Source organism: Desulfovibrio piger, assembly GCF_951793255.1.
Lineage (GTDB): Bacteria > Desulfobacterota > Desulfovibrionia > Desulfovibrionales > Desulfovibrionaceae > Desulfovibrio.
The window spans coordinates 2,483,215-2,502,699 of sequence record NZ_OX636706.1 but is presented as its reverse complement, the minus strand read 5'-3'; the positions used below and the strand labels follow the sequence as shown (position 1 = coordinate 2,502,699).

Genomic DNA, 19,485 nt, shown 5'->3' with positions numbered 1-19,485 from the left:
GGGCCTCCTAATAGCTGCCGCTGCGCAGATCAGCGCAGGCACGTTGCAACATGCGAAAAATGGTCAGTACGGAAAAAAGCGGGGTGGCGATGGTATACCACCAGACAGGGACGGCCAGCGCTTCGGAAATGACTTCCAGCTCGTATTCGTCCCGTACTTCCAGCCAGCCCGTCCAGGCCAGGGCCCCGAAAAAGCCGAGGCAGAGCGCCATGGAGAGCAGATAGCAGCAAAAGCGTAGCGACTTGGGCAGGGCATCATACAGGATGCTCATACCCAGATGGCTGCCGTCACGGAAAGAGCGGGCCGAACCGAGCAGGACGATCCAGACGAAGAAGTTGATGGTCAGCTCCTCCGTCCAGGCAAAAGAAAACGGTGTGCAGTAGCGCACGACCACATTGACAAAGGCGATGGTCACCATCACCGCCAGCAGCAGCGCGCCCAGCATCTCTTCCAGGCGCGTATCCAGAAAACGCAGCATCGAATCCATCCGGTGGTTGAAAGGGGGAGGGCCGGGCCCTCCCCACAAAACGAAAAAACAAAATCAGCAAAGCCTGCCGTACGGGGATCGCTCCCTAACGGACGGAGGCCATATCCTCCTCGGCGGCCTTGACAAGGTCGGCACCGATCTTGGCGGTCCAGTCCTTGCGGACGCCTTCCGTGGCCTTGGCCAGGGCGGCGATCTGTTCGTTGCTCAGGCGGGATACCGTCATGCCGTTGGCTTCCATGACCGCGTAACAATCCGTGGTCTCGGGCAGCTTATTGATGCTCTTGAGGTAGGCCAGGGCGGAACCGTCGTCCATGCCCAGACGGGAAAGGGCCTTGCCGTACTTTTCCGTTTCGGCGGCGCATTCCAACAGCAGCTTCTGGTCTTCAGGGCTGAAGGACTTCCAGACGCGGGGGTTAACGCCCAGCATCAGGGGGTCGATGATGTAGTGCCAGTCGCAGTGGAACTTGTGGTAATCCCAGATCTTGAGCGGGATGTTGATGCCGTTGGTGGGGTTTTCCTGACCGTCCACCACGCCCTGCTGGAAGCCGGTGGTGGCTTCGCTCCAGTTCATGTTGACGGGGTTGGCACCCAGGGCACGGAAGGTTTCGATGAAGATGGGGCTGCCCACCACACGGATCTTCAGACCGCGCAGGTCTTCAGGCTTGGTGATGGGGCCCTTGGAGGTGGTCAGCTCACGGAAGCCGTTTTCGGTCCAGCCGATGATCTTGACGCCCTTCTTTTCCACAGCCTGGGTCATCATCTTGCCGGATTTGCCGGCCAGGATGGCATCCATGGCCTTGTAGCGGTCAGACTGCACGGCCAGGAAGAAGGGCAGGGCGGGCAGGTTCAGTTCTTTGATTTGGGGAGACCAGTTGATGGTCGAGGCCAGGGCAAAGTCGATGGCGCCGTTGCGCAGCAGCAAAAATTCCGAAGTCTGCTTGCCGGCCAGCAGCTGGCTGGAGTGATAGACCTTGATGTTGATGCGGCCCTGGCTGCGCTCGCGCACCAGGTCGGCAAAGAACGTACCGGTCATGCCCCAGCCGGAGGTGGCGCCGGGCACGACGCTCAGTTTGTACTCGCTTTTGTACGGAGCTGCCGTTGCCGGCAGGGCCAGCAGACAGGCGCACACGGCCATGACTGCCCAGCGGTAGAAACCTTTCATGAAACATCCTCCTCAGGATAGAACGTCCTGCCGTGGCCACAGGTCCCCACGACACGCGGCAGCATCTCACAACAGCGGCAGAACGAAATACAGCACAGGCAAAATGACGACCAGAGCCAGGGTGGAAAAGATCCACAGCGCATTGGCCATGTCCACATCGAGTCCGAACAGGGCCGGAGGCACCAGGGCCGTCATGGCAACGGGCATGCAGGAAAGGACCGTCACGACCCGGAGCGGCAGCCCCCCGTCGATGCTGCCGAGCCCTGCCAGGGCGGCCAGCGGCACCAGCAGCAGGGGAACGCCGATGAATTTGACGATCGCCAGGGCCGCGGCCTCACGCGCGTAGCAGGATACGCGGGAAAGACGCAGCCCGAGCCCGATGGCAAAAAGAAAAAGCACCGTGGCAAGAAGCATGGCGGCCGCAGCCACGGAGCCCAGCGGCGCGGGACGGGGAACGCCCAGCATGTTGAGGGCAAGTCCCAGCCCGAGAGCTGTCAGGATGAGCAGCAGCACAGGATCAGGCCGGAAGGAGCACAGACGGAACGCACCTTCGCCGCCCCCGAGACGGCGTGCCACAGGAAAGGAGATCCCGAAGTAGAACATTTCTTCGCAGATCCGGAACAATGCCACGATGGCGATGGCCTTTTCTCCAAAGAACATGACGGAGACCAGGGCCCCCACCGCGCCCAGATTGGAGAAGGTCCCGCAGCAATAAAAACTGCCGGTACGCGGCGCATCCAGATGCAGGGCCCGGGCGACACGCAGGGAAAGGAGGCCGCCCCAGATCCAGGAGGCGATGCCCAGAAAGGGAAGGGCCAGCAAACGGGAATCCGGTGAGGGCAGACCCCACAGGGAAAGCATGGCCGAACAGGGAATGAGGCAGAAGACGGCGAAGGTTTGCAGGCGCTTCCGGATGCTTTCCAGCCGGGGACGAGGAATGCACAGCAGATGCTGCGCGGCATGACCCGCGGCAAGACTGAGAAAGATGAGGCAAAGGGAAAGGAGCAACCTGTCCATAAAAACGCGATCCGGATTCTGGCATCGGTGACATGAAGGCCATACATGTCATTTCTGATTCCGATGCCCCTGTCATGCTAGGCGCAGGTCTTTATCTTGTCAAAGCCTATCTGACTGCTTGGAAGATTGTCATGGAGCAGAAGGGCGGGGTAGGCTGTTCGTGCGGGCTGCGCATATGGCCATCATGGAAGATACGTGGCCCTTTCCGGACAAGGCCGGCTCCGTCCGGGCGAAGTTCTTTCTCTTCAAGGAGATATCGATGCAGAAAAAACTGCTTGTTTTTCTTGTCCTGCTGCTGATCCTTCCTGTGGCCTGTATGGCCAGAGATTTCGACGGCTTCCGTGCCGATGTGCCCCCGGGATGGGAGGTCATGGAGGAAAAGGGCGCCATGGTGGGGTTCGTATCGCCCGACAGGGAAGCCATTGTGACCGTGACCGTGGCCTCAGCCCAGGATGTCGATCCGGCAGCCTTCGCTGCCGAGATGGCCCAGGGCCTGGGGGGGAGCGATATCATGGAAGAAGATGGTGTCTACAGCTTCGCATTCGGGGATCATGGTGTGACTATCGTCCATGTTGCCGGTACGGATCTGCGTGTGATCTCCATCATCGGAGGACATCCCGCCCTGGAAGGGCTGATAGACAGTATCGAGTGGCGCTAATCTCCGGAAGGGGGAGCAGCCTTGCAGGATCGCATCCATTGCAAGGCAGATCCTGGTATGCACGGTCTGGCCGGTCGAAAGGATTGCAGGTACGAGGTCGCTCGTAGCGCGTGGCGGTCTTTTGAAGACTCTCTGTCAGGGCAGAAAAAGGCGGACATCCGTTCGTGAAGGGATGTCCGCCTTTTATATTGTCTTCAGCGGGAAAGAGGGCGAGATGCGTGGACATCCTGTCCGGCAGCGCCCGGGGCCTCTCGCCGGGCCTATTTTTTAGTGGCCCTGTCTGGCCGTCAGCGCCCCCCGGTGCGTCCACCAGTGGATCATGCCGACGAACAGAGCGCCGCCGGCGATATTGCCCAGGGTGACGGGGATGAGGTTATGGATGGCAAAGTTGCCCCAGGTCAGACTGGCCAGCGCCTCGGCGGACAGGCCCGAAGCCTTGGCAAAAAGTTCGTTGCCTGCGGCCATGATGCCCGCCGGGATGTAATACATGTTGGCGACACTGTGCTCGAAGCCGGAGGTGATGAACAGCCAGATGGGGAAGAAGATGCCCAGCATCTTGCCGGTCTGGCTGCGGGCGCTCCAGCAGAACCAGACCGCCAGACAGACCAGCCAGTTGCACATCAGTCCCAGGTAGAAGGCGGGCAGAAAGTCCAGGGCGACCTTGCTGGCGGCGATGCGCAGGGTCACACCGCCAAGCATCCCGGCGCCGCTGGCGAGCTGACCGGATGTGACGATCATGTGGGCAAGGAAGAGGCTGCCCAAAAAATTGCCGATGTAGACGAACAGCCAGTTGCGCAGCATGGCTGCCAGGGTGATGCGTTTTTCCGCAAGGGCCATGCACATGAGCGTATTGCCGGTGAAGAGCTCCGCCCCCGTCAGCATGACCAGCATCAGGCCCACGGGAAAGATGGTGCCTGCCAGACATTTGCCCAGACCGTAGGTTTCCGGCCGGGCGAGCAGGTTGAAGGCGGCCATGTTGGAACCTTCCGCAGCAAAGGCGATGAAGGCCCCGGCCCAGAAGGCGAGCACGATCTGACGCACCCAGCCGGCTTTGGCCTTTTTCTCTCCCATGGCTATCCCAAAGGCCACGGTTTCCGGTTGACTCAGCATAAGCGCATCCATGGTTCCTCCCGGGGATTGTGCTCTTCTGTACAGGGCAAAAAAAGATTGCCCGGTGAAAACACCAAGCAATCCTTGTTTCGCGTTTTTCCCTGATTGTCAACAGGTTGCGGAGGATAGAGCGTCAATCATCCTGTGGACCGGAGGCGCTGTCCCCCTGAGGGATGCCGTCCGCGATGTCGGCAAGGATGGCCATGACGGCGGCCGCCACCCGACGGGAAGCCTGACCGCTGGTCCCGGGCAGACCCGGATGCGGACAGGGCTGGAGTACGGTTTCTCCGGCGGCGGCCAGGTCTGCGGCAGAGGTGCAGGCGATATGCCAGCCGTTCTGCACGGCGGCCGACCCGGACGGTACCGGAGGAAGCAGCAGGGCGCGCTTGCCGGCATACAGGGCCTCCCGCTGCAGGGCGGGCGAGTCCGTCACGACGAAGGTGCTGGCGCATACAAGGGACAGGAAGGCGATGTGCGTCAGAGGCGGCAGGATGCGGATACCGTCCGGGATCTGCTGCTCCCGCTCCTGGAAACAGGCAAGGGCGGACGGATGCTGCACCAGCAGGACGGGACGCTCCTGCCGGGCGTGCAGGGCCTGCAATCCTTCCAGCAGGGAGCGGATGCCGTCGGGGCTGCGGAGGGCCGCCGGCCGGGAAAGATAGCAAAGGATGAATTCCCCGAAGGTCGCTCCATGACGCTCTGCCTCCTCAAAGGGCTGCAGGCGGGGGCGGTCCTGCTCGAACAGGTCATAGAGGGTATCGCCTGTGACGCAGGTCCCCCGTTCCATCTGCCGGGCATGCAGATCCTGTTCATCGGCAGGATCGAGACAGCAGAGCAGACTGGACAGGCGGTCCGTGAGCTCGGCATGCCGCCCTTCCGGGCTGCTCATGCCTTCCGGGTATTGCCCGGCGCCCACATGGATGACCGGGATACCGTGTTCCGCTGCGGCCAGAGCCGCGGCCAGCGTCGTGACGGAATGGCCGTAGACAAGCACCGCGGCCGGGGCTTCCCGATGCAGCAGCAGACTGGCGCTGCTCATGATGTGGGCCAGCAGGCTCGCATCGGAAAGGGAGGCCGGGGCCGGGCCCAGCCGGTGGCAGGGCGTGACGCCATAGTCGTCGAGCAGGGGAGCCCAGAGGGCGTGATCCCCTCTTTCAGAAGAAAGGACGAGGCGGGGCTCCCAGGCACGGAAACTCCGTACCGTACGTTCTACGGGGATATGCTGCAGCAGCTGGGAGCGGCTGCCGACAAAGACCAGGACGCGCATGCTCATGATCAGGCCTCCTGCATCACGAAAGCCGGTGGGGACGGCGCAAGCGGGCCCACACGCTGCTGAGGGCGAACCAGACGCAGGCCACAAGGATCATGGTGGCGCCGCTGGCCGTGGACATCCATTCCTGTGCCGAGAGCAGCAGACCGGCTACCCCGGACGTGACGGCCACGACCTGGGCCCACCAGAACATGCCGCCCGCCGTCTGGGCAAAGTTGCGGCCTGCCGCCGCCGGGACGATGAGCATGGCCGTGACCAGCAGCACGCCCACGGTCCAGACGCAAAACATGACGACCAGGGCCAGCAGACCGGAAAAGGCGTATTGCCACAGGCAGACATTGATGCCGTGGACACGCGCCATGACAGGATTGAGAGCGATATAGAGCAGACGGTTGTAACCGATGATCTGAAAGATCAGCAGGGCGACGAACAGAACGGCCAGACAAACGATCTCGCCCTGGCTCACGGTCAGCACGTCACCGTAAAGGAATTGCTGCATGGTGCGGGCCATGCCCGGCTGGCGGCTGACAACGGCCAGACCGAAAGCCACGACGGCCGAAAAGACGATGCCGATGACCGTATCCGAGGAAAGGGCGCTGCCCCGGCGTACGGCCATGACGGCCAGACCCACCAGCACGCCGAACGCAGGCATGGACCAGTGCGGGTCAATCGAGAGCAGCAGGCCCAAAGCCACACCGGCAAAGGCCGAATGCCCGATGGCATCGGAAAAGAAGGCCATGCGGAAGGAGATGACCTCCACTCCCAGGGCGGCTGTCATGGGGGTGAGCAGCAGGACGGCCAGCAGGGCCTGCTGCATGAAGCTCAGCTTGAGGCAGTCCAGCGGCAGCAGGGAAAGCATATGGCAGATGGAGGAGATATCAGGCATGGCGCTGCCCCTTGTCTTCCCTGCCTGCAGGGGCCATGCGCAGGGCGTGGCACAGGGCGCCGCACTTGTTGCAGGCGGCTTCAGGGTGTTCGCACTGGTTGGGGTAAAGATGGATGGGCACGCCGAACAGCTTCATCAGGGTAGGGGCCAGCAGGGTCTGCTGGGGCGGCCCCTGGGCAATGACCTTTTTGTTCAGCCCGATGACGTGATCGGCGTAATGGGCCGCCAGAGGCAGGTTGTGGGTCACCATGAGCTGGGTAAAGCCCTGTTGCTGCCGGGCATTGTCGAGGACCTCCCAGAAAAGGCGTTCCCCCTGAAAGTCCACTCCCGCCGCCGGTTCGTCCAGCAGCAGGATCTCGGGCTCACGGGCCAGGGCTGCGGCCAGCAAGATGCGGCGCAGTTCTCCGCCGGAAAGGTCGCTCATGCGACGGCGGATGAGGTGTTCCGCATGCACGGGCGCCAGAGCCGCACGGGCGCGCCGGGAAGCGCTGCCCTTGATGCCGAGCCAGAGGGGACGGCGCTGGTGCCCCAGGGAAAGGAATTCGGCCACGGTCAGGGGCAGGGCGCTGTCCATCTGCAGGTTTTGCGGCACATAGGCCAGGCGGGGTCTCCGGCCGCTTTTCCCCTGCATGCGGATCTCGCCGGTATAGGCGATCTCGTTGATGATGCAGTGCAGCAGGGTGCTTTTTCCCGCGCCATTGGGGCCGACCAGGACCGTGCTGCTCCCCTGGGGGGCGGCAGCCGATATGTCCTGCAGGATGTGGAGATCCCCGCGGCGGACATCCACATGGGCGATGTCGATGGCCGCAGGCTGATTAGTGAGAGAGGGCATTTTCGAGGATCTGGCAGTTGTTGCGCATCTGCTGTTCAAAATGGTTCACAGGAGTATTTTCCGGCCCCGAGGCCATGGAATCCAGCTGGATGACGGGGATACCGGTCTCGGCGGCCAGGGTCTCCAGAGGACGGGGCGAGAACTGGGGCTCGCCTATGAGCAGGGCGGGCCGCTCTTTCTTGATGTGCTCGATGCATTCCAGCAACCGGGCGGCAGAGGGGGCCTGCTCCTCGTTCTCCTGCAAAACGTCCATGACCTTCAGGCCTGCGGAACGCATCATGTACGCCAGGGAATCGTGTTGCAGCAGCACGCAGGCACCGGGATGGGCGGCCCCCAGGGCGGCAAGCCGGTTTTCCAGATCCAGCAGACCCTTTTGCAGGGCAGCGGCATTGCGCCGGACGGTTTCCGCCTGTTCCGGGCAGGCACGGATCAGGGCCTCGGCCATGGTCCCGGCCATCTGGGCCGCAGCAGCAGGAGAAGTGAAGACATGCGGGTTGTCATCGTGATGATGATCGTGCCCTTCTTCCTCATGGTCGGAGCGGCCGGCAAGCAGGGCGATGCCCTGGCTGCAGTCGGCTTTGCGGGCTTCGGCCTGGGCCAGGGCCGGGGCGAAAGCTGCCTCCAGTCCAAGGCCGTTCATCAGGATCACGTCCGCAGTCGCCACCTTGGTAAGGTCGGCCGGGGTCGGCGCGTAATCATGCGGGCAGCCGGTGGCGGCAGGGATCAACAGGTCGAGCCGGACGTTTTCCAGACCGGCCACCAGAGGACGGGCCAGCTGCCAGACGGGGTAGGTTGTTGCCAGGACATGGACGGGTCGTGAGGCCGCCTGCAGGGACAGGGGCAGCAGCGACAGGAGGGCCAGGATCAGGAGGCTTGCAGCCGTTCGAGAGCTGCATCGGGGAGCGATTGCGAGCATAGGATGAATCCGAAAATGATTTTCAAAAAACTTAGTAAAGAACTCGGCTGTCTGTCAACCACAGACTTGCCAGCCTCTCCGGCGGGCATTATGCTGGCAGGAAGACGTCTTGGCAAGGCCTTTTGTGGCCGCCAGTGGCAGGAGGGAGCGTGGTACGGATCGCCGGTGTCGTTTTGGCGGGGGGGCGTTCCCGGCGTATGGGCCGGGACAAGAGCCTGTTGCGGCTGGGAGGGGATACTGCCCCGACCCTGCTTGAACGGAGCGTCGCCCTGCTGCGGCCGCTGTGTGAACAGGTCTGGGTCTCGTGCCGTGCCGGGCAGACGTATGCCCGGCAGAATTGTGTGCCGGATCTTCTGCCGGCTTCCGGCCCCATCTGCGGCGTCCATGCGGCTCTGGTCCGTGCCCGCGCGGAAGGTATCCCTGCGGTGCTGGCACTTTCGTGCGACCTGCCGCTCATGCATACGGGCATGTTGCGACGTCTGGTCGCAGCATTTGCCGCCTCTCCCCGCCAGTCCCTGATGACGGCCTTCATGGCGCCCAATGGCTGGACGGAATCCCTGGCCGCCATCTACCGGGTGGAGGCCGCCTCTTTTCTGGAAGCTGCTGTGGCCCGAGGGCATCTCAAGATGCGGGAAGCCGTGCCCCTCGAACTGCAATGCTTCGAAAAGTACGGGGCGGAAGACGCCCGTGCTTTTTTCAATGTCAACACACCGCAGGATCTGCAGCAGGCAGCAACCGCCCTGGGGGGGACCATAGCGCAGGAGACGGGTGAGAAATTTGCCGAAATCCCTGACCGGGCTTGAATCTGCGGCCTGCTTGGGATATTATGCACAATATCCTGCAAATCGTTTTCCCGGCCTTCTGTAAAACGGCTGATCCTGCCGTCCCTTGTTTTTTCGGACGAGGAAGATAATGTTTTTAAGCAAATTTTTCAAACGGTTTACCAGCGATAAAAAGGGCAGCTCCGCCTCGGACGGCAGCCCGGAACATACGTTTGCCGTCCGGCATCATCGCTTCAAACTGTTTTTGACGGCCTGGAACAAATTCCAGGAGAACATGACCTCACTGGAATATACCCTGTGCTGTGACCATCCCTTTGGCCTGCACAGGGTCCGGGCTCTGTGCACCAGCGTGGCCACGCAGGTGTACCAGTGCATCCAGCATCTCGAACGCCTCAATCCTTCCCAGTGCAAGGCCCTGTACGAACGCTTCGACCATTTGCAGACAGCGGTTGCCAGTGAGGTCTACCCGCATGTACAATTACTGGAGGGACCGTACATCATCCCGCTGGAAGAGGCGGGCCGTGCAGCGGAGGCCCATCTGGCCGACAAATCCACGGCCCGTCTTGGCGAGCTGCGCCGCCAGAGCCCCGATGTGGTCCCTGACGGTTTCGTGGTGACGGCCGCAGGCTGCATGAGCCTGTTTGCCGGTACGGGGATGCTGGAAGAGATGAACCGGCGCATCCAGGCCGCAGGGGGCTACCTCCCCGAGACCTTGCAGGATCTTTCGGAAAGCCTGAGCGAACTGACGGAAAGCACGCCGTTACCGGACAGACTGGTGGAAGAATTTTGTGCCGCGCTGGCGGAGCTGCGCAAAAAATGTCCGGGCGAGATGCGCCTGCTGTTCAAAGGGCGTTTGTGGCCCTGCATGGATGACGGCGAGGACACGCCGGGCACGGATCCCGGGCTGCTGGTCTGGGGCCCCACAGTCTCCCTGCATGCGTCCGATATGGATATCCTGGCTTCCCTGCATACGACGCTGGCCCGCAAGCAGCAGGCCCAGGCCCTGGTTTACCGGCGTGCCCGCGGCCTGATGGAAGCCAATGCCCGCATCTGCATCACCTGCCTTGCCGTGGAGGAGGACAGCTTTGGCGGCATGGCCCATACGGCCAACCCCATCGACCTGAAGGGCGGTAACGTCCATATCTATTTCTGTAACGGGCTGCCGCAGGACATGGAATACTCGCTGGTGCCCGTCAACGTGATGCATGTTTCCCGGACCCCGCCGTACAAAGTCAGCGCCCGATGTATGCATGACGCCGAGGACGGCAGTTCCTTTTCCGATCAGGCCGCCGCTGATGTGGCGGCCCTGGCCATGGAGCTGGAAAATATGTCCGGCTGTCCCCAGTCCATGGTCTGGCTGCGCACGCCGTCCGGCCGGACGCAGGTGCTCATGGCGCGCCCCATGGTCATCAAGGCCCGGACTCAGGAAGAGCGTGAAGACGAGGCCGAGTCCCGCGCGGATGACAACCTGCCCGCGCCCCTGCTGACCGGCGGCGTCACCACCAGCCGCGGCAGGGCCTGCGGCCCGGTGGTCATCGCCCGTTCCTGGTCTGATGTCCTGGATTTTCCTGACGGCGGCATCCTGGTGGTGCAGCGCGATCTGTACCAGTGGGCTTCGCTGGTGGACCGTGCCGGGGCCATCATCGCCGAGGACGGCCTGCTGGGCTCGCGCCTGTTCTCTCTGGCCCGCGAGTTCGGCATCCCGGCCATGTTCGGCCTGGCCGGAGCCATGGAAAAGCTGACCCCGGGCGACAAGGTGACGGTCTGCACGGAGATGGGCTGTGTCTTCACCGGCCAGCTGGACGAGCTGCTGGCCCAGGCCCGTCCGCCCCGCGACTATCTGCCCGGCAGCCCCGTGTACCGGGTGCTGCAGCATGCGGCGGAACATATCCTTCCCCTGACCATCGACGTGGACAGCGTGGATTTCAAGGCGGCCAACTGCCAGACCTATCACGATATCGCCCGCTACTGCCATGAAAAGGCCGTCAGCGCCATGTTCACCCTGGGGTCCGACAAACAGTACGCGGCCCAGCGCATCAAACAGCTGCGGGACAAGGTCCTCAAACAGTTCTGGGTCGTGAACCTTAATGACGGCTTCGGCAAGGTCCAGCCCGGCCCGGTCATCGACGTGGAGGACATCACCTCCATCCCCATGCAGGCTATCTGGCACGGCATGAACGCCTATCCCTGGCAGGGGCCCCCGCCGGTGGACGGCAAGGGCTTCCTTTCCGTGCTGTTCGAGGCCACGGCCAATCCCAATCTGGATCCGGCGGCACAGACGGCCTACTTTACGGAAAAGAATTATTTCATGGTTTCGCGCGACTATTGCAGCCTGCATTCGCGCTTCGGCTTCCATTTCGTCTCCGTCGAAGCCCGGCTGGGGGACCGTACGCCGGAAAATTACGTGGCCTTCCAGCTGCGCGGCGGGGCGGCCAATATCGAACGCCGCATCCTGCGGGTGCGCTTCGTGGCCGATCTGCTGTGGGAATTCGGCCTGACGCCGGTGGTCCGCAATGACGCCGTGACAGCGCGCCTTGAAGGCATGGATATGGAAGAAGGCCAGTGCCTGCTGGCTGTTGCAGGCTATCTGACCATCCATACCCGCCAGCTGGACATGATCATGCAGGACAGCGCCAAGGTGGCGGCGACCCGCAAGACCATGCTGAACCATTGCCGTATCTTGCTGACTGGTGGAGACCTTTCCCAGATTTCAGCCAAGGAGGAGTAGATGCCTTCCACACGGGAATACAGACGCATCTTCCGCCGTCTGTTCGTCACGCATCTGGGGCTTGCCCTTTTGCCGCTGGTGGCACTGGGGATCTTCAGCATAGACCGCATCAATTCCATCTATGATGAAAAGATCTCTGCCGGTATCGAAGCCGTTTGCAGCAGTAAACACCGGGCGCTGGATACCTTTTTGCATGAGCGCGTTTCCCAGATAAAAACGCTGGCCTTCACGCATGACCTTGCCGAATTGCGGGATCCCGACCGGCTGAGCCGTATCTTCACGGTCATGCAGCAGAGCGGGCGCTCCTTCGTGGATCTTGGCATCATCGGCATGGACGGCCGCCACATCTCCTATGTGGGGCCGTTCGACCTGCGTGATGCCAACTACGTCAATGCGCCCTGGTTCACCGAGGTACTGCGCAAGGGCGTTTTCGTCAGCGACGTGTTCATGGGCTTCCGCAATGTGCCGCATTTCATCATCGCCGTCCTGCGTCATGAAGGGGGCGAGAGCTTCATCATGCGTGCCACCATCGACATGGAAGCCATCAACAGCCTGCTGCAGCGCGTGTACTCCGGGGAGCGCAGTGACGCCTTCCTGATCAACGAGCAGGGCGTGCTGCAGACCGATTCCCGCGATTACGGCCGCATCCTGGAACACTTTGATGTCACCTTGCCCAACGTGCTGCGTCAGGGCATCGCCCTTGTGCCCCTGCCGTCCCAGCCGGGAGACAGCGGCAGCAAGGAGCCTTTGGCGGCCATGATGCATCTGGATTCCATGCCCTGGCTGCTGGTGGTGGTGGACGATGTGCGGGAAAGCCTGGCCCCGCTGCACCGCCTGCGCATCTATATCCTGCTTTTCGTGGGACTGGGTGCCGTGCTGGTCACGGTGGGTGCCTTCCTGGGGACGCGCTACATCGTCTCTTGTCTGACGGCCGCCGACCGCAAACAGGCCCATATCGACGCCCGCATGCTGCAATCCAGCAAGATGGCGGCTCTCGGCAAGATGGCCGCAGGCGTGGCCCATGAGGTCAACAATCCTCTCATGCTGATCCAGGAGAACGCCGGCTGGATCCGTGACCTGCTGCAGGACGAGAACCCCAAGAACATGGTCAATTACGACGAGATCATGGAGAGCACGGACAAGATCGAAAAGCACGTGCAGCGTGCCAAGGGGATCACGCAGCGCATGCTGGGCTTTGGCCGGCGCATGAATCCCGGCCGCTCGGAGATCATGGTCAACGTTCTGGTGGATCAGGCGACGGAGTTCCTCAAGACCGAGGCCCGCGGCCGCAATATCACCATCGAAAAGGACTTTTCCGCCGATGTGCCGGTCATCCTTTCCGATTCGGCCCAGCTGGAGCAGGTGTTCATCAACATCATCGACAATGCCATCGACGCCATAGGCAAGAATGGCTCCATCGCCGTGCGCACCGAACCCTGGGAAGATGGCGCACGCATCTACTTCAAGGATACGGGGCCGGGCATGGACGAAGAGACCATGCAGCGTATCTTCGATCCTTTCTTCACCACAAAGGCAGTGGGCGAGGGTACAGGGCTTGGCCTGGCCATCTGCTTTACGATTCTGGAAAAGCTTGGTGGCCGTATAGAGGTCAGCAGCGTTGTGGGGCAGGGGACGACATTCTGCATCAGCCTGCCCGCGGAACCGCCGAGCCAACCCCTTGAAACCAGCGAAGACGCTTAGGAGAATGCCATGCACGCACTCTTTGTTGATGATGAAGTGGAATTCCTGCAGCTGATGGAAAAACGTCTGTCCCGCCGCGGCATGACCATCGTGACGGCTCCTGACGGGCAGAGCGCGCTGGATATCGTCACGGAGGCCATGAAGCAGCCCGAGACCATGTTCCAGGTAGTGGTCATGGACGTGCGCATGCCCGGCATGGATGGGCTGGAAACGCTGCGCCACATGAAGAAGATCGCCCCCAAACTGCCTGTGCTGCTGCTGACGGGCCATGCCTCCCTCGGTGTGGCCGTGCAGGGCATGGATCTGGGGGCTTACGACTATATGCTGAAGCCCGTGGCCATCAACGAGCTGATCATCAAGATGGAGGAGGCGGTTCGCGCCGCTGCGTGATATGTCCATATTCACACGATTGCGACACTTGCTGGGCGGGCAGAAAGAGCTGAGCCCCGAGGATCTGGCACGCGAGGAAGAGCTGAAAAAGCAGCTCCGTGAACGTTGTGCCCGGTTCCGTCGCCTGCTGTCCTCCAACAAGAACGCGCTCGAGATCATGAGCGAAGTGGAAGAGGCCCTGGCCGGTTCGCGACCCTTCGGCATGAGCTATGTTCGCGGTGCCGGTACGCGGGCGGCAACGGCCGTGTACCAGATGGTACGCGAGCTCAACGCGCTTTCCGACAACCAGTACGAAAGTCTGCAGACCGCTTTCAATGATGTCAGCGGCCGCATCACCGATGTGCTGGAGCGGAAGAGCCTGGTCACGGACGGCCCCCTGCTGCTGCCCCTGACGGACATCCGTCTGGGGGACATGCCGCAGGTCGGCGGCAAGATGGCCAATCTTGGCGAAGTCTCCGCCAATGTGGGGCTGGCCGTGCCTGACGGTTTTGCCGTGACGGTCAACGCCTATCATGCCTTCATGGAATACAACGGGCTGCGTGACGAGATCTCCCGCCGCATCCAGAGCGCGGATATGGACAGCATGGACGATCTGTTCAGCCTGTCGGCCGCATTGCAGCAGTGCATCCTCAACGCGCCCTTGCCGCCGCAGCTAGAGCAGGCCATCGAAGAGGCCGTGGCGGGCATGGTGGAACGTTGCGGCAGCGAGCTGCGCCTTGCCCTGCGCAGCAGCGCCGTGGGCGAAGATGCTCTGGGCGTGACCTTTGCGGGTCAGTACAGGTCGGAATTGAATGTCCTGCCCGAAGAAGCCTGCGAAGTCTGGAAGGAGATCGTGGCCAGCAAGTACGCGGTCACGGCCATGAGCTACCGTTTCCAGCGCGGCATCCCGGATGAGGCTGCGCCCATGAGTGTGGGCGTGCTCAGCATGGTGCAGGCGCTGGCCGGCGGTGTGGCCTACAGCCGCGACCCCGTGGCCAGCCGGCAGGGAAGGGGACAGGTAACGCTCAATGCCGTTCCCGGGCTGCCCCAGGCTGTGGTGGACGGGGCCGTCACGCCGGACGTGTTCGCTTTCAGTCGCCAGAATCCGCCGGAACTGCTTGAAAAGCATATCGCCTACAAGGCGTTCCGCCTGGATTGCGCTCCCGAGGCGGCGCAGGGCGTCAGCCGTTCCGATCTGGAAGGCGAGGCGGCTGTCCGTCCCAGTCTGACGGATGCCCAGGCCCGCGAGCTGGCGCAGGTGGCCCTGGCGCTGGAAGAATTCTACAACGAGCCGCAGGATGTGGAATGGGCGCTGGAACCCTATGAGGGCAACACGCGTATCGTGGTCCTGCAAAGCCGTCCGCTATTCGAGAGCGCGCCCGACCAGGTGGAGGAAGCCCCGGCGGCAGTGGCCGGAGAAGAAGACCCCGGCGATCTGCCCGTCCTGGCACAGGGCGGTATGGCCGTCAGCTCCGGGGTGGCTGTGGGACCTGTTTTCGTGGCCCGCAAAGATGCGGACATGCTTTCTTTCCCGCGAGGCGGCATACTGGTCATCGAACGGGCGCAGCCCCGCTGGGCCACGCTGCTTTCACGGGCTGCGGGCCTGATCAGCGAAACGGGCGGCATGGCCGGGCATCTGGCCTCTGTGGCACGGGAATACAAGCTCCCGGCCCTGTTCAGTCTGAAGGATGCCAGCCATCTGCTGGAAAATGCCGGTGAGGTCACGCTGCTGGCCGACCGGGGCACGGTACTGGCCGGGAGCCATCCCGAATTGATCCCGGCAGGAGCGACGCCCCCCAACCTTATGGCCGGGAGCCCCGTCTATCAGCGCCTCAAGGAACTGGCGGCCCTGATGACGCCCCTGCATCTGCTGGACCCGGATTCACCGGATTTCTCGCCGGCCAATTGCACCAGCCTGCACGACATCACCCGCTTCTGCCATGAAAAGGCCGTGGGGCTGATGTTCGACAGCGAGGCGGCCCTCAACCGCAACATGGGCAAGCAGCTCAAGGTGGGCGTCAAGCTGCAATACTGGGTCATCGACATGGATGACGGCTTCAAGCGCAGCGTCAACGGACCGCTGGTTGAGCTGGGGGACATCGCCTGCAAACCCATGCTGGCCCTGTGGAACGGCATGGTGGCCGTGCCCTGGGCCGGGCCGCCGGCGACCAGCGCCTCTGGCTTCATGAGCGTCGTGTTCGAGAGCACCATGAACCGGGAGCTGGAAAGTACGGCGCCTACGGCCATGGCTGACAAGAACTTCTTCATCATCGCCTCGCGCTATATGATCCTGCAGGCCCGGTACGGGTACCATTTCTGCACGGTGGAATGTCTTGCGGGCGAGGATGAGCACGAGAACTTCGTCAGCTTCCAGTTCAAGGGCGGGGCAGCGGACGTCAGCCGCCGCATCCTGCGTGCCAGGATGCTGGCCGACCTGCTGGAGAGCCACGGCTTCCGTGTGGACATCAAGAACGATTCCATGTTTGCCGTGGCGGAAGCGTACAACGCCGAAGAGACCCTGCGCCGGACGCGCCTGATCGGCTATCTGCTGATCCACAGCCGTCAGGTGGACATGATCATGAAGGATACCGTACGTGCCGCGGCCCTCAAGGAAAAGCTGGCCGGAGACATGGCAACGCTGATGGCAAAGCCCTTGCAATTCAGCTGATCGGCGGCTGCGGTTGACACGCGTACGGCGTTATATTAGAAGACGGCATGCCTTTTCCGCTCTGGAAAAGGCAGCTTGGGCAGTTAGCTCAGCTGGTTGAGCACCGCCCTTACAAGGCGGGGGCCACAGGTTCAAGTCCTGTACTGCCCACCAAGGAAAATCAAAACCACCCGCACAGCGGGTGGTTTTTTTGTTATGTACACTCATGGCTAAAGCCTGGTCAGGGGGGACGGTATCGACCGTCCCCCTTTTTTTGTCCCATACCACTTTGACGTATAGACAGGGCCGTAGCGTGGACATGATGCGAGCTCATCCCGGCGGAGATGGAGAGGATGCAAAGGATTCTCACCGTGGGCCGCCGTATTTCTATGTAGGAAAATTTTGCTTTTTTCTTGTTTTCGTACTATCAAACCAAACAGAGGCGGGTACGCCGTGTCCATTCAAGGTAATATGGAGCGGATATGGCAGGCGATCCGTCTTTTTTTCAGCCGGATAGTTGCGAGGGAAACGATCTGGAGCGTCGGAGCATCTCCTGCTGCCGCGGTCCTGCAGACTGTTCCGTTGCAGGCTGCCAGCATTGCCGGCAGCTCTTTGGCCGCACGGTGTCCTCCTCGCGGAAGGTTGTCAGGATCTTGGCAGTCTTTTATATGCTATCCTACTAATATATTTTGTTTTTAAGATACTTTCCCTGAACGGGTGAAGCGTCATGTCGTTACAACGACAGCATGGAGTTTTTATGGAAAGAAAGTTCCCCCATTTGTGCAAACCCATCACCATTGGGCGTGTCACGTTCCGCAACCGTATGTTCTCCGCGCCCATGGGCGGTACGGACATCACCAACGACGGCTGCATCGGCCCCAAATCCACTGCTTTTTATGAGCTGCGGGCCAAGGGCGGCGCCGGTGCCGTCACCATCAGCGAATGCATGGTGCATCCGAAGACCGACGGCAGCCATGCCTATCATCTGGATACGGCCATTTTGAATTCTTTGGCCTCCTTTGCCTATACGGCGGACGCCATCCGTCGGCATGGCGCCATCCCCAGTGTGGAGCTTTCCCATTCCGGTATGTATTCCGGCACGTACATGACGGACAAAAGCCGCCAGCACGGCCTTGCCCAGTGGGGACCTTCGGCCTGCGTACGCCCCGACGGCGTGGAAGTGGGGGAACTGAGCCACGAGATGATCGACGAGATCGTGGCTGCCTATGGGCAGGTCGCCGGTCTGGCCAAACGCGCGGGCTTTGAGATGATCATGGTCCACGGCGGGCACGGTTGGCTCATCAACCAGTTCTTGTCGCCCTGGTTCAACCACCGGACGGACGAATACGGGGGCAGTATCCAGAACCGTTGCCGCTTTGCCCGCCGGGTGCTGCAGTCCGTGCGCGAGGCCGTGGGCCCCGGTTTTCCCATTGAGTTTCGCATGAGCGGCTCTGAGCTGTTCGAGGGCGGCTACACGCTGGAAGACGGCATCGCCATCGCTCAGGAACTGGAAGACTGCATCGACCTTTTGCATGTTTCCGCCGGTACCTACCAGCGCGGTTTTGGCGATACGCATCCTTCCATGTTCAAGGCACACGGCTGCAATGTTTATCTGGCGGCGGAGATCAAAAAGCATGTCTCCATCCCTGTGGCGACCATCGGCGGCCTGAACGATCCTGCCCAGATGGAAGAGATCATCAAGTCCGGCAAGGCCGATGTGGTGTATATGGCGCGTGCGCTGCTGGCCGATCCCTTCCTGCCGGAAAAGGTCATGGCCAACCGGGACGAGGAGATCGTCCGTTGCCTGCGCTGCTTTACCTGTATGGCTGAGCGTGCGGCTACGGCCACGCGTCGCTGTACGGTCAACCCGCTTATCGGGCGCGAAATGGAAGGCGACTATGTGCTGCCTGCGCCGGAAAAGAAAAAAGTCCTGGTGGCAGGCGGTGGCCCCGGCGGCCTGTATGCGGCCTGGACGGCGGCCCGGCGCGGCCATCAGGTCATCCTGTGCGAAAAAGAGGACAGCCTCGGCGGCATCCTGCGCAGTGAACAGGCTCTTCCCTTCAAGTACGAGATGTATCAGCTGGCCGGGACCTATGCCCACCTTGCCCGCAAGGCCGGCGTGGAGATTCGCCTCAATACGGAAGTGACCGCGGAATATGTGGAACGGGAGGCGCCCGATGCCCTGATCATCGCTGTGGGGTCCCGTCCGTTGCTGCCGCCCATCCCCGGGCTGAAGGGCGATAATGTGGTCGTGGTCAACAATTACTATAAGGAAAAGGACAAGGTCGGGGAAGATGTGGTCGTCTTCGGCGGCGGCCTTGCCGGGTGTGAGTGCGCCATCCATCTGGGCCAGGAAGGCAAGACCGTCCATGTCGTGGAGATGCGGGATGCCCTTGCGCCTGATGCCAACGTGCGCCACCGCCCCCTGCTGCTGAAGGAAGTGGAAAAGTACGCCACTGTCCACACCGGCTGCCGGGGCCTGGAAGTCCGCCCTGACGGCATCTGGTGTGAAGACAAGGAAGGGCGGCAGTTCCTCGTGCCCGGCAAAAGCGTCATTGCGGCCCTTGGGCAGCGTTCGTGCTCGGATATCGTGGAAGAATTGCAGGATGGCGCGCCCTTTGTGCGCATCATCGGTGATGCCGCCCGCGTTTCCACCATCACCAATGCCGTCTACTGGGGCTATCACGCCGCTCTGGATATCTGATCCTGATTATGGCCTGTGCGGGGGCGCGTATGCGCTCCCGCCAGTTTGCAAAGGGGGCTGTCGGAGGGGGATTCCGGGAGGCATCGGGTCAATGCCGTGATGTGCCATTTCCCTTTTGCTGGCCGCCGGAAGGAGCAAGCCTGCCTGAGCTACTGCCTCCTAAGCAAGTGGTCGCAAGCAGCTTGCCACAGCAATGCGGGGACGTGACAGGCGACA

At 61.9% G+C, this 19,485-nt stretch carries 15 protein-coding genes and 1 tRNA gene; 8 read left to right on the top strand and 8 right to left on the bottom strand.

The features are described 5' to 3' along the window. Window positions 1-7 precede the first annotated feature (7 nt). The 3 genes from Q4I12_RS11150 to Q4I12_RS11140 form a co-directional block, all read right to left on the bottom strand. Window positions 8-478, bottom strand: a complete 471-nt coding sequence (locus Q4I12_RS11150; protein WP_168935694.1) for a TRAP transporter small permease — start codon at window positions 476-478, stop codon at window positions 8-10. Window positions 479-572: 94 nt separating this feature from the next. Next, a complete protein-coding gene (gene dctP / locus Q4I12_RS11145; RefSeq protein WP_302261585.1) occupies window positions 573-1,649 on the bottom strand; it encodes a TRAP transporter substrate-binding protein DctP in 1,077 nt (358 codons plus the stop codon). 66 nt (window positions 1,650-1,715) lie between these two features. Next, a complete protein-coding gene (locus Q4I12_RS11140) occupies window positions 1,716-2,666 on the bottom strand; it encodes an AEC family transporter (protein ID WP_302261584.1) in 951 nt (316 codons plus the stop codon). A 259-nt stretch (window positions 2,667-2,925) separates the two neighbouring features. Between Q4I12_RS11140 and Q4I12_RS11135 the strand changes: the two genes are divergently transcribed. Next, the gene (locus tag Q4I12_RS11135; protein WP_302261583.1) at window positions 2,926-3,324 is read left to right on the top strand and encodes a hypothetical protein; all 399 of its coding nucleotides are present in this window, start codon (window positions 2,926-2,928) and stop codon (window positions 3,322-3,324) included. A 267-nt stretch (window positions 3,325-3,591) separates the two neighbouring features. Here Q4I12_RS11135 and Q4I12_RS11130 read toward each other — a convergent pair whose 3' ends face one another. From Q4I12_RS11130 to Q4I12_RS11110, 5 genes are all read right to left on the bottom strand, one after another. Further along, a complete protein-coding gene (locus tag Q4I12_RS11130) occupies window positions 3,592-4,395 on the bottom strand; it encodes a formate/nitrite transporter family protein (RefSeq protein ID WP_367891473.1) in 804 nt (267 codons plus the stop codon). Between the two features lie 172 nt (window positions 4,396-4,567). Continuing rightward, window positions 4,568-5,707, bottom strand: a complete 1,140-nt coding sequence (locus tag Q4I12_RS11125; RefSeq protein ID WP_302261582.1) for a UDP-N-acetylglucosamine 2-epimerase — start codon at window positions 5,705-5,707, stop codon at window positions 4,568-4,570. Window positions 5,708-5,723: 16 nt separating this feature from the next. Then, on the bottom strand, window positions 5,724-6,590 hold the full coding sequence (locus tag Q4I12_RS11120) for a metal ABC transporter permease (RefSeq protein ID WP_289616095.1): 867 nt from the start codon (window positions 6,588-6,590) through the stop codon (window positions 5,724-5,726). Continuing rightward, on the bottom strand, window positions 6,583-7,422 hold the full coding sequence (locus Q4I12_RS11115) for a metal ABC transporter ATP-binding protein (RefSeq protein ID WP_302261581.1): 840 nt from the start codon (window positions 7,420-7,422) through the stop codon (window positions 6,583-6,585). Before Q4I12_RS11115 ends, Q4I12_RS11120 begins: the two co-directional genes overlap by 8 nt. Beyond that, on the bottom strand, window positions 7,406-8,338 hold the full coding sequence (locus Q4I12_RS11110) for a metal ABC transporter substrate-binding protein (RefSeq protein ID WP_302261580.1): 933 nt from the start codon (window positions 8,336-8,338) through the stop codon (window positions 7,406-7,408). Before Q4I12_RS11110 ends, Q4I12_RS11115 begins: the two co-directional genes overlap by 17 nt. A 149-nt stretch (window positions 8,339-8,487) precedes the next feature. On the opposite strand from Q4I12_RS11110, the gene mobA reads away from it, so the two are divergent. The 7 genes from mobA to Q4I12_RS11075 all read left to right on the top strand — a co-directional run bounded on the left by mobA (window position 8,488) and on the right by Q4I12_RS11075 (window position 19,269). Further along, window positions 8,488-9,141 carry a molybdenum cofactor guanylyltransferase gene (gene mobA, locus Q4I12_RS11105; protein WP_302261579.1) on the top strand — a complete coding sequence of 218 codons (654 nt, stop codon included), beginning with the start codon at window positions 8,488-8,490 and terminating at the stop codon, window positions 9,139-9,141. Between the two features lie 253 nt (window positions 9,142-9,394). After that, entirely contained in the window at window positions 9,395-11,848 is a 2,454-nt protein-coding gene (locus tag Q4I12_RS11100; RefSeq protein WP_302261578.1) for a PEP/pyruvate-binding domain-containing protein, read from the top strand. Next, window positions 11,849-13,549 (top strand): sensor histidine kinase, encoded by a 1,701-nt coding sequence (locus Q4I12_RS11095; RefSeq protein ID WP_297158934.1) that lies wholly within the window; start codon window positions 11,849-11,851, stop codon window positions 13,547-13,549. Between the two features lie 9 nt (window positions 13,550-13,558). After that, complete coding sequence (locus Q4I12_RS11090; protein WP_006005507.1) at window positions 13,559-13,939, top strand: response regulator; 381 nt, start codon at window positions 13,559-13,561, stop codon at window positions 13,937-13,939. Window position 13,940: 1 nt separating this feature from the next. Continuing rightward, the gene (locus tag Q4I12_RS11085) at window positions 13,941-16,586 is read left to right on the top strand and encodes a PEP/pyruvate-binding domain-containing protein (RefSeq protein ID WP_302261577.1); all 2,646 of its coding nucleotides are present in this window, start codon (window positions 13,941-13,943) and stop codon (window positions 16,584-16,586) included. Window positions 16,587-16,663: 77 nt separating this feature from the next. After that, window positions 16,664-16,739: transfer RNA gene (locus Q4I12_RS11080), tRNA-Val, on the top strand. Window positions 16,740-17,322: 583 nt separating this feature from the next. After that, window positions 17,323-19,269 carry an oxidoreductase gene (locus tag Q4I12_RS11075; RefSeq protein ID WP_302261576.1) on the top strand — a complete coding sequence of 649 codons (1,947 nt, stop codon included), beginning with the start codon at window positions 17,323-17,325 and terminating at the stop codon, window positions 19,267-19,269. Window positions 19,270-19,485 lie beyond the last annotated feature (216 nt).